Genomic DNA, 16,672 nt, shown 5'->3' with positions numbered 1-16,672 from the left:
ATGACCATTACCCATTGGATCAACGGCGAGCCCGCCGCCGGCGGCGAACGCAGCCAGCCGGTTTACGACCCGGCCACCGGCCAATCGGCGCAGGAAGTGCAGTTGGCCGACCGTGCCACGGTGGAGCGCGCCATCGCCGCCGCCGAACAGGCTTACCCCGCCTGGCGCGACACCCCGCCGCTGAAGCGCGCGCGCATCATGATGAAGCTCAAGGATCTGCTGGAGCAACACGCCGACGCCATCTGCCAGTTGATCACCGCCGAGCACGGCAAGGTGCTCAGCGACGCCCTGGGCGAACTGCAGCGCGGCATCGAAAATATCGAATACGCCGGCTATGTGCCGGAACTGCTGAAGGGCGAACACAGCAAAGAGGCCGGCCCGGGCATCGACAGCTGGAGCGAGTTTCAGCCGCTGGGGGTGGTGGCGGGCATCACGCCGTTCAATTTCCCGGCAATGGTGCCGCTGTGGATGTGGCCGATGGCGGTGGCGTGCGGCAACACCTTCGTGCTGAAGCCTTCCGAGCGCGTGCCTTCCGCCGCGCTGTATATCGCGCGGCTGGCGGCGGAAGCCGGGCTGCCGCCGGGGGTGCTCAACGTGGTCAACGGCGATCGCGAAGCGGTGGAGACGCTGCTGCATGACGGGCGCGTCAAAGCGATAAGCTTCGTCGGTTCGACGCCGGTGGCGGAACACATCTATCACACCGGCTGCGCGCAGAACAAACGGGTGCAGGCGTTGGGCGGGGCCAAGAACCACGCGGTGGTGCTGCCGGACGCCGATATCCCCGGTGCGGTCGGCGCGCTGATGGGCGCCGCCTTCGGCTCCTGCGGCCAGCGTTGCATGGCCATCCCGCTGGTGGTGGCGGTGGGCGATGGCACCGCCGAAGCGCTGATCGCCGGGCTGCGGCAACAGATGGCCGCCATGCGCGTCGGCCCCGGCAGCGACAACCGCAACGACATGGGGCCGCTGGTGACCCAACAGCATTATCAGAAGGTAAAAGGCTATATCGATCAGGGCGTGGCCGAAGGCGCCGAGCTGCTGGTGGACGGCCGCGAACTGAGCGTGATCGGCGACGACGGCCGCCCCAGCCAGGGCTATTTCCTCGGCCCGACGCTGTTCGATCGCGTGACGCCCGGCATGCGCATCTATCAGGAGGAGATCTTCGGCCCGGTGCTCGGCGTGGTGCGCGCGGCGTCGCTGCCGGAGGCGATGGCCTTGATCGACGCCCACGAATACGGCAACGGCACCTGTCTGTTCACCCGCGACGGCGAAGCGGCGCGTTACTTCTCCAGCCGCATTCAGGTCGGCATGGTGGGGATCAACGTAGCACTGCCGGTGCCGGTGGCCTACCACTCGTTCGGCGGCTGGAAGCGCTCGCTGTTCGGCGATCTGCACGCCTACGGCCCGGACGCGGTCAGGTTCTACACCAAACGCAAGACCGTCACCCAGCGCTGGCCGGCCTCCGGCGATGCCCGGCACGCCAGCTTCAGCTTCCCGTCGGGACAGGGGTAATCCCAGCATAACGAAAAGTCCTTTCCGGGGAAGTTCGCTTCCCCGGCGTTTCCGCGCGCTCCATTTCATCTTTACGCAGGACAACAGAGTCGCCCTCCTGGCGGCAACAACAATTCACCCAAGCGTTAATGGAGTAGTTCCCCATGAAAGAGTCCGCCCCTGAACACACCTTCAAAGGCAACCTCAGCGTCCTCGACGTGGTGATGATCACCGCGTCCGGCGTGACGCCGGCCAGCTCGATCTTCGTCATCGCCCCGCTGGCGATTGCCAGCGCCGGCAGCGGCGCCTTTCTGTCGTTTCTGATCGCCGCCTGCGTCGCCGCTACCATCGCGCTGTGCTATGCCGAACTCGGCGCTGCACACCCCAGCGCCGGCGGCGAATACAGCATAATCAAGCGCCTGTTCGGCACCCTGTGCGGGTTGCAGACCTATCTGTTTATCCTCAGCGCCGCGCTGTTCGTGCCGGCGGTGCTGGCCACCGGCGCGGTGCCCTACCTGAACACCGCGCTGGGCACCCGGTTCGACGCCTCGACCGCCGGTATGATCACCGTCCTGATCGGCGGTGCCTGCGCCATTTTCAACATCAAGGCTAACGCCCTGCTGACCGGCGCCTTCCTGGTGGTGGAAGTGGCGGTGCTGGCGCTGATCGCCTGGCTCGGTTTCAGCCATCCGCACCAGAGCACGGCGATCCTCACCGCGCCGGTGATGCTGGACGCGCAAGGCAGCCTGGCGCCGGTGTCGCTGCCCCTGATCGTCGCCATGGTCGGGGTCGCGCTGTTCTCCTACAACGGTTACGGCGCGGCGGTGTACATGGCGGAAGACATGCGCGAACAAGGTAAGCCGATGGCGCTGGCGATCATACTGACGCTGGTCATCGTGGTGCTGGTGGAACTGGTGCCGTTCACCGCCCTGTTGATCGGCTCGCCGTCGCTGACGGAGATGGCCAAACAGGCCGACCCGGTCGGCTATGTGGTCACCCAGCTCGGCGGCCCGACGCTGGCACGGGTGGTGAGCGGCGCGATTTATCTGTCGGTGTTCAACGCCATCATCGCCATCGTGGCGCAGTTCAGCCGCATGATGTTCGCCAGCGGGCGCGACGGTTTCTGGCTGCCGGCGTTCAACCGGGCGCTGAAAATCATCCACCCGCGCTTCGGCACCCCCTGGATCGCCACCCTGCTGTTCGGCGTGCCGTCGGCGCTGTTGGCGTTTTGCTCCGATCTCGAATCGCTGACCTCGTTCACCGTGATCCTGCTGCTGCTGGTGTACATCATCATGGCGGTGGCAGCGCTGATCAGCCGCCGTCGCCGCCACTTCCATCACCCATACCTGATGCCGCTGTGGCCGCTGCCAGTGGTGATGGCACTGCTGTGCTGCCTGTATGTGCTGTGGACGATTTTGATCGCCAGCAGCCTGAAAGACTTTATTATCATTGCCGGCATCATCGGCTTCGGGCTGGCGCTGAACCACCTGCGCGGCCGCCAGACGGCGCCCCTCGCCGCCCCCTCAATAGAAGGAGAATAACCATGACGCAGCGCGCTCAGGATCTGGGCATTATCATCGGACAGGGCACGCCCGGCCCGCTGAACGCCATCACCGACGTGCCCGGCGTGCGCGTCGGCCATGCCAGCATTCATGCCGATTTGGCGGACGGGCGCAGCGTGCACACCGGCGTGACGGTAATTGAACCGCGCCCCGGCTCCGCCCGCCACGCGCCTTGCTTCGCCGGCGTGCACGTACTGAACGGCAACGGCGACGCCACCGGCCTGGAATGGGTGCGCGAAGCAGGCCTGCTGACCAGCCCGATCGCCTTCACCAACACCCACAGCGTGGGCGTGGTGCGCGATGCGCTGATCGCGCTGGAGCGTGAAACGCTGCCCGCGGGCGACAACGCGGTGTATTGGAATATGCCGGTGGTGATGGAAACCTTCGACGGCCTGCTCAACGACATCAACGGCTTCCACGTCAAGGCCGAGCACGTGCGCCAGGCGCAGCAGGCAGCCCGGGGCGGCTTGCCGCAGGAAGGCGCGGTCGGCGGCGGCAGCGGCATGATCTGCCATGAATTCAAAGGCGGCAGCGGCACCGCATCGCGCCGCTTGCCCGCCGATCAGGGCGGCTGGACGGTGGGCGCCATCGTGCAGGCCAACCACGGCAAGCGCGAGTCGCTGCTGGTAGGCGGTTACCCGGTAGGCCGGTATTTGGGGCATCTCCCCTCGCCGTTCACGCCGCAGCTGCCGCACCCCGGCATGGGCTCCATCGTGGTGGCACTGGCGACCGATGCGCCGCTGCTGCCGCACCAGTGTGCGCGGCTGGCGCAGCGCGCCAGCATCGGCATCGCCCGCACCGGCGGCGGCACCGAGGACTCGAGCGGCGACATTTTCATCGCCTTCGCTACCGGCAACGACGGCCTGCCACCCGCCGACTACGCCAATAAAGGCGCTTTCACTACGCCGCTGCGCATGGTGAACAACGATTATATTTCAGCGCTGTTCGCCGCGGCGGCGGAAGCGGTGGAGGAAGCGATCGTCAATGCGCTGCTGGCGGCCAATACCGTCAGCGGCAACGGCCATCGGGCGGAAGGGTTGAGCGCCGAACAGCTGGTGACGGCGCTGGAGAAAGCCGGCTGGCGGCGGTAAAAAACAGGGCGCGGGGGTGAGCCGCGCCCTGCTTATCAGGATTCGCCGCCCGGCTTGGGTGGCGGATAGTCGTAATCCAGCCGCAACGGTTCGGCGTAGACGCTGTTCCACAGCTGTTGGTACAGCTTGTCCAACCGCCCGCTCATCGCCGCACTGTGCATCACCAGCTCCAGATTGCGCGAATTGTCCAGATAGCCGCCGGTCCAGTTGCTGGTGCCCACCCAGGCAATCTCATCGTCGATGGTCATCAGCTTGCTGTGGATCACCCGGGCAAACGGAATGAAGCCGCTGCTGGCCGGTGGTATGGTCACCACTTTGATTTGCACATTCGGCACCAGCGCCAGGCTCTTCAGCCAGGCGATATCCGGCTTCTTGGTGTTCCAGTTGGCCACCATCAGTTCGATCTGCACCCCGCGCGCCGCCGCGCTGCGCAGCGCGTTGTCGATCACCGCATAGAAGGGGCGACTGCGCTCCGGGCCGAACGACAGCGGCGCATAATCCATCACCTGCACCCGCACCTGCCGTTTGGCGTCGGCCAGCAGGCGCGGCAGCTCAGCCTGCGAGTCAATCACCCCCGCCGGGTTGTAGGCGCGCGGACTGGCGACCAGATAGTTGCCCTGCGGCGATAGCGTCGGCGGCGAATCGGGCAACGGCGGCACCGGCTTACCCTGCGCCAGCAGCGCCTGCGCCTGCCAGTCCTGCTCGAAGATCGCCTGGATCTGCCCCACCACCTTGGCGTCGCTGATGCGCAGCCCGGTTTCGTGAATGTGCTCCAGCGCGCGCCAGTCGAAGTTCTGGCTGCCGACAAACGCCTGTGCGCCGTCCACCAGCAGATACTTGGCGTGCAGGATGCCGCCGCTCAGCTTCTGGTAAGGAATGATGCGCAGCTCCAGATTGGGGATCGCCTTCAGCTGTTCCAGCGTCTCGGCGGTAGAAATGCGAATGCCCTTATCTTCCACCAAAAAGCGGATTTTCACCCCGCGTTCGCCGGCCGCCTTCAGGTGCTGCAGCACGCCGTCCAGCAGCGAACCGTCCTGATTCGCCACGTAGAACTGCCCCAGATCGATGCGGGTTTTCGCCGCGTCGAACATCTCGCGCCACACCTCTGCGGTGTTGCGCAGGTCGTCGGCCTGCAATGCGGTTTCCACCGGTGCGGTGTACACCAACTCATAGCCGGGAATAGCAAAACGCGCCGCAGCGCTCTGGCTCAACATCAACAAACAGCCGCCCCACAATGCCGTATAAAGGCGGCCAAGTGGCCGCCGTACTGGATGGCCATTAGGCATAGCGCGGCGCTCCGCTGTCAACCCATTGTTCGCCGCTGCCGCTCTCCGGGCGGCTGGTCGGTTGGCCGGCACGGATCAGCAGTACCTTCAGCAGCTCGTTGATGCGCTCCATGCGGCTCTGCAGGAAGTTGTTGGCCACCAGGCACAGCAGCGCGATGGCGATGCCCAGGCCGGTGGCGTACAGCGCGGTGCCCATCCCGGCCGACACCAGGCTCGGCTCGGACACCCCCGAGGCGGCCAGCGCCTTGAAGGTTTCGATGATCCCCATCACCGTGCCCAGCAGCCCCAGCAACGGCGCGGCGGTGACCACGGTTTCCAGCAGCCACAGGCCGCGCGCCATCGGCGGCTTGCTCAGCAGGTACTGGGCGTCGATCAGATCGCCGATCGCCTCGCGATCGCCGGCGCGGTGTTTCTGCGCCAATACCGGCGCGATCACCGCCATCGGCAGGCTATTGCGTTGGGTCAACTCGTCCGGCAGATCGGCGGCGCGGCGCACGTCCGGCGTCAGCGCCTGCTCCAGCCGGCGCGCCTGGCGCTGGGTATAGGCGAAGTACAGCGTGCGTTCAATGATGATCACCAGCGCGATCGCCAGCGCGGCGTACATCACGTAGAAAATAATGTCGTGCAACAGATTGGCGTCCATACAGGGTTCCTCTTCCCCGCCGCCCGACAGGCGGCGGGGTATTCAGTTAAAAGGTGGCTTCCAGCGAGACGCTGAAGGTGCGTTCTTCGCCGACGTTGTAATACGGCGTGCTGGCCTTCACGCCGCCGTAAGGCACCGCGTTGAAGGTGGTGGTGCGCACCGAGGTCAGGTATTCCTTGTCAAACAGGTTGCTGATGCCAAAGCGCAGCGCGGCGCTCTTGACAATTTTCTTGTCCACCGGCAGATGCACCCCCGCCGCCAGATCGAACACCGTGCGGCCACCGATCTTCTCGTCGTTGGTCAGATCGCCGTAAAACGCACTGACGTATTTGCCGCTGACGCTGCCGTAATACAGCCCGTCGTCATACCCCAACGTCATGTTCAGCAGGTTTTTCGGCACGTTCGGCACCTCTTTGCCGGAGGTCGGCAGCGGCTGCCCGCCGTTGCTGACGATGTCGCTCTTCTGCTTCGACTCGGTGTAGGTATAAGAGGTGTAGTAGTTGAAGTTATGCGGCAACTGGCCACTCCACTCCAGCTCCAACCCTTTGTTTTCCACGTTGCCGATGTTCATCATTTCGTAGTCGCCGGCCGCGTTGGTGGTGGAGATTTGACGATCGCTGTAACGCATGTAGAACAGCGTGGCGCTCAGCAACATGTCTTCCTGTTGGAAACGCCAGCCCAGCTCGTGGTTCCAGCTCAGTTCCGGCTTGGTGCTGATCGAGTCGCCGACGTTGTACAGCACGTAGTTCGGCGGCGTGCGCATGTTGCGCGTCAGGTTGTAGAACACCTGGTTTTCCTGGTTCACCTTGTAGCTGGCGCTGAAGCTCGGCAGGAATTCATGATAGGTGGCGTGGCGCTTCTCCGGCACGTTGTACAGGCTGCCGCGGTTGTCCCCTTTACGCTCCACGTACTGATAGGCCAGGCCGCCGACGAAGGTCCAGTCCGGCGTGGCTAACCAGGTGTCCTGCAGCCACACCTTCTGCGCCGGGGTGACGGTGTACTGGTTACGCCCCTGCACGGTGTTGCCGTTGGCGTCCTTAACCTGATCGGAACCACCCGGCTGCCCCCAAATCTGCGACGGGTTGCCGTCGCCCTTGATGCTGATGAAGGGCTGGGTCTGCAGCTGACGCGCGCGCTCATACCAGTAGCCGATATCCAGGCTGTGCTGATCGTTGATGTCCCACTTCAGCTTGGTGGTGATGCCCGGCCGCCAGGTCTGGGTCCAGGACGGGCGGTAATAGGTGTTGGACTGCAGATTGCTGAGATCGTACTGCCCGGCCTTGCTGGAAGTGCTGGACAGCACTGAGGCCGTTTGGCCGTTGAAGCTGCCGCCGTTGCCCCAGTAATAATAAGGCTGCAGGGTCAGCGACAGGTTGTCGCGCAGTTGCAGTTTCTGGGTAAACGACAGCGTGAAGTTCTCGAACGGGTTGCGCTCGATCTTGTAGTACTTGTTCAACTGCCCTTTGTTGTTGTACTCCGGCGTGGTGGCGTAGTCGGTGTTGCGGCCGTCGTTTTGGAACTGCGCCTTGCTCAGGGTGTTGTAGTTGGTGTTGTTCTGGCGGTTGTACTTCATCACCAGATTGCTGCTGTTGCCGTTGCCGTCTTCATACAGCGAGTTCATCTCGAACTTGTCGGAGTACAGGCGCCCCTCGCCGCGCCACTTTTTCGCTTCGGTGTGCGAATAAGAGAGCCAGTTGCTGAAGCCGTTGTACTCGCCGGTCTCGAGGCGGGCGAAGGTTTTGCTCAGGTTGTTGCTGCCCAGCGTTTGCTTGAGGAAGCCGCCGAAATCTTTCGCCGGGCGGCGCGTCACCAGGCCGATGTTGCCGCCGCTGGAGCCGATGTGCGGGCCGTCCGCTTCGGAAGAACCCTGGGTGACAAACACCTCCTGCAGGTTTTCCGCATCACCCAGCAGGTTCGGGTACACCGCGTAGTTGCCGGAATCGTTGATCGGAATGCCGTCCATCGACAAACCGATCTGATCCGAGTTCATGCCGCGCATGGTGTAATCCACGCCGCTCAGGCCGCTGGCGTCGTTGCTGTTGACGTTCAGGCCCGGCGTAAATTTCAGTTTGTCGATGGCGTTGGCTGCCGCCGGCATTTTATCCATCGCTTCTTTGGTGACGGTAGATCGCGCCTTGGCGCTGTCGTCCTGCACCATCATACCGCCGCCGAGCGACTGCCCCTTGACGCTGATGGTGCCGACATCGGTAGCGTCGGCCGCCAATACGGCGCCCGGCAGCATCGCCGACATCACCGCCAGATAGATCCCAGAACGATTGAACGATTTCATTGTTTCCATCCCATAAAAATCAAACGATTAACCCTTGCGCTAAGGCGCCTGATAATTGAACGTTGCGGTAAATCTTTTGGTTGTTTGCCCGGCGAACGCCTCGCTCGGGAACGGCTTCACGGTACTGATGCTTTGCAGGCTGCTCATCGCCGCGCGGTTCAGCAGCATGCTGGCGGCTTTGTTGGCAATGCCGGAAGAGAGCACCCGGCCGCTGCGATCGACCTCCAGCCACACCTCCACGTTGCCCTGCGGGCGTTCGAGCGAAGCCTGACGCCCGCTCGGGTAGCGCTTGCGCTGTTCCAGCTCGCGGCGCAAGGCCAGCAGATAGCCGTTTTCAATCGCCTGCGCGTTCACCTTCGGCGCGGCGGGGGTGGCCGGTGCGGGTTGCGCCGCCGGTTTACTGACCAGCGTGCGCGGCGCGGCGGGCGCCGGCGTCGGTTTAAGCGCTTCCACCGGTTTGGCTTTCTCTTTCACCGGTTTAGGCTTGGGCTTCGGCTGCGGTTTCGGTACCGGCTTGGCTTCAACGATCGGTTCCGGCGCCGGCACGACCGGTTCGGGAATCGGTTCCGGTTCGGGCGGCGGCGGTTCTGGCTGCGGCTCCGGCGGCGTTTCCGGTTGAGGTTCGGGCGCCGGCTCAGGCTCCACCAGCGCCAGTTCGATGGCGGTTTCGTCGTAGCGCGGCTGGATCTTCAGCGCCGCCTGCTGGCTGGCGAACAGCAGGCAACCGGCGACAATCAGCGCCGGCAACCAGCTGAAAAGATGACGTGAGCGATAGAGCAGATACATGTCACAGCTTCCGTGTCGCGATGGAGACGGAGAAGAAGCCGCCCTGGCGCAGGTTGTCCATGACCGCCACCAGCCGCTCGACCGCCACGCCCTTGTCGCTGTTGACGATGATGGTGGTGGTCTGATTCGCCTGCTGCTGCTGTTTCAGCGTGTTGACCAATGCGTCGAGCGCGATCGGCTGGCCATCCAGTTGCAGCTGTTCGTCGGCCCCCAGCGTGATGATCGCTTTCTTCTGCGGTTTAAGCTGCTGCGCGCTGCCGGCGGACGGCAACTGCGTTTTCAGCCCGAGCGCCGGAATGACGTTCAGGCTGATCAAGACGAAAAACACCAACAAAAACATCATCACGTCGATCATCGGGATCAGTTCGATGTGCGCTTTGTTCTTTTTCGGTTCATTCCAGTTACGCATGACACTCCCTCCCAAAAGCGAAGCAGCCAATATAGGAGGGCTTTGTTTACCTTTTGTTACGCTTATGTGATCTTATTTTCACAGTGTGGATTTTTTGCGAGAATTTTTTCAATTTCTGGCGGTGAGGGAAGAGATATAACTCATTAATTAGCGATAGTTTTTATCGGAATAATTGCGAGGCGGGCATATCGGCATGGCAACAACAGAGAGAACAATGTGAGAATAGTGACACCTCAAACGGTCACTACAACAAGACCTGAAGCCCGTGTTTGCGTACGATTGAAAGCCGTTTGAGCGACACGCCGCCCAGCCGCTTCACCTCCGTTTCCCATTTCTGTACGGCCGACACGCTGGTATTCAGATAACGGGCAAAAACCGGTTGGCTTGATACCGCGCATCTGTGCAACGCTGAGGGCATCATGGCGAGCGCACACGCAACAACCTGTTTTGCAGGCATAAAAAAAGACGCCCGCAGGCGTCTTCTTGGCATTTTCACTGAAGCCCGAGGCGATCAGTTCACTTTCACCGGCATGCCGGAACGGGCCTTGATCGCCGCGTCCACGTCGCTCTGGTTGACGCCGGCGTCCATCAGCACTTTGCCGACCGGCGCAGAGATGGTCAACGGCACCGGATCTTTGGATTTCAGCTGCTCTTCGTTGGCCGACAGCGGGTTATGCACTTCCACGTAGCGCGAGCCGTCCGGTTCAACGGTGGCTTTCATCGGTTCGTTGATAAACTGCACGCGAGTACCGACCGGCACTTTCTCGAACAGGTACTTGATGTCGTCGGCGCGCAGACGCACGCAGCCGTGGCTCACGCGCAGGCCGATGCCGAAGTTGGCGTTGGTGCCGTGAATGGCGTACAGGCGGCCGACATACAGCGCGTACAGCCCCATCGGGTTATCGGGGCCGGCCGGGAACACCGCCGGCAGGATTTCGCCTTCGGCCGCGTATTCGGCGCGCATCTTGGCGGTCGGCGTCCAGGTCGGGCCGTCCTTCTTGCGCTGCACGGTGGTGGTCCAGTTCAGCGGGGTGTCTTTACCCAGCTGGCCGATACCGATCGGCAGCACCACCACGGTGTTGGAGCCTTTCGGGTAGTAGTACAAACGCATCTCGGCGCTGTTGATAACGATACCATCACGCGGCGCGTCCGGCAGGATAAGCTGCTGTGGGATGGTCAGGGTGCTGCCGGCCTTAGGCAGGAACGGATCCACGCCCGGGTTGGCTTCCAGCATGTTGCTCAGCCCCATCTGGTACTGGGCGGCGAAGCTTTCCAGCGGCAGTTTGCTGTCTTCCGGTACGGTGATTTGGATATTCTCGCCCACCAAACGGCTGTCTTTTGGCGGCAGCGGGTAAACGACGGCGAAGGCAGCCTGGCTGAATGCAGCCAGTGCCGTAAACAGGGTTAATAACGCGCGAATGCTCATTTTCATCTTCGTGTTGGTCAAGGCCACTGGCGATTATGGGTATCGGTTTCTACGGCCACCTTGCTCCGCTGAGTTTCAGCCGGCAGCCAAGCGCGCTGCGGCCTGAAAAACCCAGGGGGGTTTGACCGGATGCGCATTATATGTGCACATGAATCAAAGTGTGAACCATTACCGAAGCAATATCGCAATTTTTTGTAACCTGACGCGCCACGAAGATGATTTTTTGCGAGAACCTCCGCCTAACTGGCGGCAGCCAGCGGTTCCGCTCGCCGGATCGGGATCAAATATTCACAGCGGATCGCCGCGCCGCCGAGCGGGCAACTGCCCTCCTGTGCCGGATAGAAACGTTCGATATCCTGCCCCGGCCGACGAATGGCGTTCATCAGCGGCATCGCGGTGTCATACAGACGGGCGATAAAATGCTGTAATCCTTCCGCCTGCCCCTGATAGGCAAAGCGGGCATACTCGCCCTGTTCGATGGTCACGCGCTCGCCCACCGCCCCTTCGTCCGGCAACGCGGCGGTGTAGGCCATGCGCGGGCAGCCCCGACGTTGCCGATCGACCTCCAGGCTGGTGAGACCGTACACCACCTCCGGCAGCGCCTGCGGCTGCAGCAGCTGCCGCCAGGCGTGCCGACGCAGTTCGCACTTAGAGTCCGCCAGCTGCCCCAGCGTAAAACTGCGACGCTGGGTATGGCCCACCAACTGCATGGCCGGCAATGTCACGATGTCGGCCTGCGGCAGTGGGGCCTCGGTCAGCCGCAGCGGCGGTTGCAGACCATAGCTCGACCAGTCCTGGCTGCGGCGATAGCTGGCCGGCGGCAAACCGAACTGCTTGCGGAAGCAACGGGTGAAAGTCTGCTGCGAATCGAACTGGTAAGCATCGGCGATGCAGGACACGCTGGTGCCGGTCAGGCGCAGTTCGCGCGCCGCCGCGGTCAGCCTTCTGCGGCGCGCGTAAGTGCCGAGAATATGGCCGGTATGTTGTTTGAACATCCGCTGCAAATGCCACTTGGAGTAGCCGGATTTGGCGGCGATGTCGTCCAACGTCAGCGGCTGATCCAGACTCTGCTCGATCCAGGCCAGCAGCTGTTCAATCACCTGTTGCTGGTGCATGGTTTTCCCCTTATTTGCTCAATAACGTCTGCGCCAGCATCCTGCCTGCGGCTTCATCGGCGGCCACCAGCACCGGATAGCCCCAGAATTTGGCGCCGTATTCGGCGAACGCTTCCGCCGCCGCGCGTTTGACGTCGTCCGGCTCCAGCATGATCATGCCTTTCACCCACAGCTTCAGTGCCTCGCGGTTATCGCGTTTCCACAACGCCACCTGGGTGCGGGCATCGCGGTCGTGCTCTTCTCCTTCATCGCCGACGCTGCGGTCGGTCATCAGCACAAAAGGTTCGGCGCGCGCCAGCAGCGCGCTGAATTCGGCCAGCTCGGCCTGGGTATCGCGGCCGGTGCCGCGCATCCACACCAGCGGAAAATCGGCGGTATCGAGTGACATAATCAGTTTCCTTGCGAAAGGGTTTAGGACAGGCGCTTACTTTATCGGCAGCGGCGCTAGACCACATTGCGCAATCAGGACATAATACTTTTCAATTACGCCAAATTGAGAACTATTCTCATGAAAATACAGATCCCGCGCCGCTGTCTGGATATCGATCAGGTGCCTCGCCCCCTGTTCGCGGTGCAAAGTTCCACCATCGCTCAGGATTGGGAAGTCGAGCCGCACCGCCATCAGAAGGCGCAGCTGATCTACACCGTGCGCGGCCTGATCCGCTGCGAGGTGGAAAACGGGCTGTGGCTGGTGCCGCCGCAGTGCGCGCTGTGGATGCCGGGCAACGTGTTGCACAACGCCCAGGGCGCCGGTTCCACTGAAGCCTACTGTCTGTTCGTCGATCAGCACGCCATCGCCGGCCTGCCGCAAAACTGCTGCACCCTGTCGGTCTCGCCGCTGCTGCGCGAACTGCTGTTGCAGGCCACCACCTTCGAACCGCTCTACGACGAACAGGGTGCCGAGGGGCGTCTGACGGCGGTGTTGCTGGATCAACTGGCGGCCGCACCGATCGAGAATCTGCATCTGCCGGTGTCCGACGACGCGCGCATACGGCAACTGACTGAAGGCATGCTGAGCAGCCCGGCAGACAAATCCACCCTCGGGCAGTGGGCGCAGCGCATCGGTATGAGTGAGCGCTCCCTCAGCCGCACCTTGCAACAGCAGATGGGCATGAGCTTCGGCCACTGGCGACGTCAGCTGCACGTGATGTTGGCGCTGCAGCGGTTGACGCAGGGTGAAAGCGTGCAGACGGTGGCGCTGGATTTGGGTTACGAGAGCGCCAGCGGCTTCGTCACCATGTTCAGAAAGGCGGTGGGCAAACCGCCGGCGCGCTACCTGGCGGAGCGCAACGCCTCCGGGCAAGCGCCGGGCGGTGCGATCACCATGTGACAAACCGGCGCGCCTGCACGCGCCGCAGGAAAGGCATTATTGCGCCAGCCAGCCGCCGTCCATGTTCCAGGCGGCGCCGCGTACCTGCGCCGCCGCATCGCTGCACAGGAACAGCGCCAGCTCGCCGAGCTGCTGCGGGGTGACGAACTCTTGCGAAGGTTGCTTCTCCGCCAGCAGCTCATCGCGCGCCCGCTGCGGATCGGCGCCGGCAGCGATGCGTTTGTCGATCTGCTGCTGCACCAGCGGCGTCAGCACCCAGCCGGGGCAGATGGCGTTGCAGGTGACCGGCATGCGCGCGGTCTCCAGCGCCAGCGTCTTGGTCAGCCCCACCACGCCGTGCTTGGCCGCCACATAGGCCGACTTGTCTTTCGACGCCACCAGCCCATGCACCGACGCCACGTTGATGATGCGCCCCCAGTTGCGCTCGCGCATGCCCGGCAGCGCCAATCGGCAGGTGTGGAACACCGCCGACAGGTTGATGGCGAGAATGGCGTTCCATTTCTCCACCGGGAACTGATCCAGCGGCGCCACGTGCTGAATGCCGGCGTTGTTCACCAGAATGTCCACGCCGCCGAACTCGCGTTCGGCATACTGCATCATGTCCGCTATCTGGGCCGCATCGCCGAGATCGGCGCCGTGATACCCCGGCGCGGCGCCCAGCCGGGCGATCTGCGCTTGCGCCAGCACCACATCGCCGAAGCCGTTGAGGATCACGCGCGCGCCGGCGGCGGCCAACACGGACGCTATCCCGAGGCCGATGCCGCTGGTCGAGCCGGTCACCAGCGCGGTTTTGCCTTGTACACTCATGGTATCGCTCCTTTAAACAATGCCGGTCAGGTAGAACACGCCGATCACGAACAGCACCGCGGCGCTCTTGATCAGGGTGATGGCGAAGATGCCGCCATAGGCCTGCCGGTGGCTAAGGCCGGTGATCGCCAGCAGGGTGATCACCGCGCCATTGTGCGGCAAGGTGTCCATGCCGCCGCTGGCCATCGAGGCCACCCGGTGCAGCACTTCCAGCGGGATATGCGCGGCATGGGCGGCGGCCACGAAGTTATCGGCCATTGCCGCCAGCGCGATGCTCATGCCGCCGGAGGCCGACCCGGTGATGCCGGCCAGCAAGGTAACGCTGATCGCTTCGTTCAGCAGCGGGTTGGGGATCGCTGCCAGCGCCTGCGACAGCACCAAAAAGCCCGGCAGCGCGGCGATCACCGCGCCGAAACCGTATTCGGAGGCGGTGTTCATCGCCGCCAGGATCGCCCCGCCGACCGCCGTCTTGCTGCCTTCCGCCAGCCGGCCGCGAATATTGCGAAAGCCGAACACCACCACCAGCAGAATACCCGACACCAGCGCCGCTTCCACCGCCCAGATGGCGGTGATCTTCGCCACGTCAGTGGTGATCGGCTTGGCCAGCCCTGGCAGCGTCAGCTCGTGGCTGGCGCCGTACCACTGCGGGATCCAATGGGTGAAGCCAAGGTTGAATACCCCGACCAAAATCAACGGCAGGATGGCGATCAGCGGATTCGGCAGGTTGATGTTGTCCGGGGTTTCCGGCTCGTTCAGCAGATCGGTGCCGTACCCCTCTCCCTTCAGCTGCGCCTTGCGCCGCTGGCGCTCAAGGTACAGCAGGCCGACCGCGATGATGAACAGCGAGCCGATCAGCCCCAGCCAGGGCGCGGCCCAAGCGTTGGTGCCGAAGAAGCTGGTCGGGATAATGTTTTGGATCTGCGGCGTGCCGGGCAAGGCGTCCATGGTGAAGGAGAAGGCACCGAGCGCCACGGTGGCCGGGATCAGCCGTTTGGGGATGCCGCTCTGGCGGAACAGCTCGGCGGCGAACGGATAGACCGCGAACGCCACCACGAACAGCGATACGCCACCGTAGGTCAGCAGCGCACACACCAGCACGATCACCGGAATGGCGTGGCGCCGGCCGAGAATGCGGATCGCCGCCGCGACGATCGAACGGGAAAAGCCGGACAGCTCGATCAGCTTGCCGAATACCGCCCCCAGCAGAAACACCGGGAAGTAGAGCTTCACGAAGCCGACCATCTTCTCCATAAACAGCCCGGTGAAGGTCGGCGCTACCGCGCCGGGGTCGGTCAACAGCACCGCGCCCAGCGCGGCGATCGGGGCGAACAAAATCACGCTGTAGCCGCGGTAGGCGGCCAGCATCAGTAATCCCAGTGCTGCCAGGGCAATCAAAACGCTCATCGGTCACCTCTTTCCCCTGTATCTTTCGTGCCGCAGCGTTGTTGCCTGGCTGCAACCTGAAATCCATTGGGGTGGTTGTTGTTATTGTCAGGTACGGAGTGCGAAATTACGGTTTCAGCGCAAAGCGCAGCTGATGCGCCCGTCGCCGTTGAATGCGTTCCCTGCGTGCTTCATCCCAAAGATAAAATCCCTGGCCGCTGCGCTGGCCGGTATCGCCGCGCTGCAGCCGCTGTTCCACCAGCGCCATCATCTCGTCACCGGTCGCCAGTTCCGGGAACAGGTGGCGGGCGATGTCCGCCACCGTCGGCAGCCCGGTCATGTCGGCGGCCTCCAGCGGGCCGACCATGGCGTAGCGCCGCCCCAGCGAGGCGCGCATCACCTGATCCACCACCTCGGCGCTGGCGATGCCGCTGTGGACGATGTGCAGCGCCTCGCGCAACACCGCAAACTGCAGCCGGTTGCCGACAAACCCCGGCGCGGCGCGCTCCAGCAGCACCGCCTCCAGATCCATTTCGCCGAGCAGCGCCTGCACCGCCGCCAGATGGCGCGGATCGGTGGCGCGGCCGGGCACGATCTCCACCAGCGGGATCAGGTGCGGCGGGTGCCAGAAGTGGGCGATCAGCAGGCGCTGCGGGTGGGTCATGCGCGCCGCCAGCTCGTCCGGCGGCAGGCCGCTGGTGTTGCTGGCAATCACCGCGTCGTCGGCGATCAGCCCTTCCAACTGCTCATACAGCGCATGCTTCAGCTCGAGCCGTTCCGGGATCGCCTCGATCAACAGCCGGGCGCGTGCCACGTCGTTCAGATCGCCGGTTACGCGCAGCCGCGCCAGCGCCGCGTCGCGCTCGCCATTATCAAACTGCCCGACGTCGCTCAGCTCGGCCAGAATGCCGCTCGCCACCGCCGGCGCCTCCACCCGGCGCTGCGGATCCGGGTCATACAGCAACACCTCATGGCCGTGGCGAATAAAGTGGGTGGCGATGCCCACCCCCATCAATCCGGCACCCAGTACCGCATAGTCAGATGACTGCATCGTGC

The 16,672-nt window shown here is 63.4% G+C and carries 15 protein-coding genes and 1 pseudogene; 4 read left to right on the top strand and 12 right to left on the bottom strand.

Annotated elements, in window-relative coordinates:
• The 3 genes from BHU62_RS08170 to BHU62_RS08160 all read left to right on the top strand — a co-directional run bounded on the left by BHU62_RS08170 (position 1) and on the right by BHU62_RS08160 (position 4,141).
• On the top strand, positions 1-1,509 hold the full coding sequence (locus BHU62_RS08170) for a CoA-acylating methylmalonate-semialdehyde dehydrogenase (protein WP_073531467.1): 1,509 nt from the start codon (positions 1-3) through the stop codon (positions 1,507-1,509).
• A 143-nt stretch (positions 1,510-1,652) separates the two neighbouring features.
• Positions 1,653-3,029, top strand: a complete 1,377-nt coding sequence (locus BHU62_RS08165) for an APC family permease (RefSeq protein WP_073531466.1) — start codon at positions 1,653-1,655, stop codon at positions 3,027-3,029.
• A gap of 2 nt (positions 3,030-3,031) precedes the next feature.
• On the top strand, positions 3,032-4,141 hold the full coding sequence (locus tag BHU62_RS08160) for a P1 family peptidase (RefSeq protein WP_073531465.1): 1,110 nt from the start codon (positions 3,032-3,034) through the stop codon (positions 4,139-4,141).
• A 35-nt stretch (positions 4,142-4,176) separates the two neighbouring features.
• Here the strand turns inward: BHU62_RS08160 and BHU62_RS08155 are convergent, their stop codons facing one another.
• From BHU62_RS08155 to BHU62_RS08115, 9 genes and pseudogenes are all read right to left on the bottom strand, one after another.
• The gene (locus BHU62_RS08155) at positions 4,177-5,427 is read right to left on the bottom strand and encodes a phospholipase D-like domain-containing protein (protein WP_073531464.1); all 1,251 of its coding nucleotides are present in this window, start codon (positions 5,425-5,427) and stop codon (positions 4,177-4,179) included.
• Positions 5,420-6,070 carry a MotA/TolQ/ExbB proton channel family protein gene (locus BHU62_RS08150; RefSeq protein ID WP_060435216.1) on the bottom strand — a complete coding sequence of 217 codons (651 nt, stop codon included), beginning with the start codon at positions 6,068-6,070 and terminating at the stop codon, positions 5,420-5,422. Before BHU62_RS08150 ends, BHU62_RS08155 begins: the two co-directional genes overlap by 8 nt.
• Positions 6,071-6,116: 46 nt before the next feature.
• On the bottom strand, positions 6,117-8,360 hold the full coding sequence (locus tag BHU62_RS08145) for a TonB-dependent receptor family protein (RefSeq protein WP_073531463.1): 2,244 nt from the start codon (positions 8,358-8,360) through the stop codon (positions 6,117-6,119).
• Between the two features lie 39 nt (positions 8,361-8,399).
• Positions 8,400-9,146 (bottom strand): energy transducer TonB, encoded by a 747-nt coding sequence (locus BHU62_RS08140; RefSeq protein WP_073531462.1) that lies wholly within the window; start codon positions 9,144-9,146, stop codon positions 8,400-8,402.
• Between the two features lies 1 nt (position 9,147).
• A complete protein-coding gene (locus tag BHU62_RS08135; RefSeq protein ID WP_004933244.1) occupies positions 9,148-9,555 on the bottom strand; it encodes an ExbD/TolR family protein in 408 nt (135 codons plus the stop codon).
• Between the two features lie 244 nt (positions 9,556-9,799).
• Positions 9,800-9,940: pseudogene (locus tag BHU62_RS24855) on the bottom strand (helix-turn-helix domain-containing protein); the annotation flags it as partial.
• Positions 9,941-10,066: 126 nt separating this feature from the next.
• Positions 10,067-10,987: a L,D-transpeptidase family protein gene (locus BHU62_RS08125; protein WP_073531498.1), complete on the bottom strand. Its 921-nt coding sequence runs from the start codon at positions 10,985-10,987 to the stop codon at positions 10,067-10,069.
• A 233-nt stretch (positions 10,988-11,220) separates the two neighbouring features.
• Positions 11,221-12,096, bottom strand: coding sequence for a helix-turn-helix domain-containing protein (locus BHU62_RS08120; protein WP_073531460.1), 876 nt, complete (start codon positions 12,094-12,096; stop codon positions 11,221-11,223).
• Positions 12,097-12,106: 10 nt separating this feature from the next.
• Positions 12,107-12,484, bottom strand: coding sequence for a hypothetical protein (locus tag BHU62_RS08115; RefSeq protein WP_073531459.1), 378 nt, complete (start codon positions 12,482-12,484; stop codon positions 12,107-12,109).
• Between the two features lie 120 nt (positions 12,485-12,604).
• Here BHU62_RS08115 and BHU62_RS08110 point away from each other — a divergent pair, with 120 nt between their 5' ends.
• Positions 12,605-13,426 (top strand): AraC family transcriptional regulator, encoded by an 822-nt coding sequence (locus tag BHU62_RS08110; protein ID WP_073531458.1) that lies wholly within the window; start codon positions 12,605-12,607, stop codon positions 13,424-13,426.
• Between the two features lie 36 nt (positions 13,427-13,462).
• Here the strand turns inward: BHU62_RS08110 and BHU62_RS08105 are convergent, their stop codons facing one another.
• From BHU62_RS08105 to BHU62_RS08095, 3 genes are all read right to left on the bottom strand, one after another.
• A complete protein-coding gene (locus BHU62_RS08105) occupies positions 13,463-14,233 on the bottom strand; it encodes a 3-hydroxybutyrate dehydrogenase (RefSeq protein WP_073531457.1) in 771 nt (256 codons plus the stop codon).
• A gap of 12 nt (positions 14,234-14,245) precedes the next feature.
• Entirely contained in the window at positions 14,246-15,637 is a 1,392-nt protein-coding gene (locus BHU62_RS08100) for a GntP family permease (RefSeq protein ID WP_073531456.1), read from the bottom strand.
• Between the two features lie 106 nt (positions 15,638-15,743).
• Positions 15,744-16,667 carry a 3-hydroxyacyl-CoA dehydrogenase family protein gene (locus BHU62_RS08095; RefSeq protein WP_073531455.1) on the bottom strand — a complete coding sequence of 308 codons (924 nt, stop codon included), beginning with the start codon at positions 16,665-16,667 and terminating at the stop codon, positions 15,744-15,746.
• Positions 16,668-16,672: the final 5 nt, after the last annotated feature.

This window comes from Serratia marcescens, from assembly GCF_001902635.1.
GTDB lineage: Bacteria > Pseudomonadota > Gammaproteobacteria > Enterobacterales > Enterobacteriaceae > Serratia > Serratia marcescens_F.
Note: the sequence above shows the minus strand (reverse complement) of the source record. Positions and strands in the feature narration are given on the sequence as shown.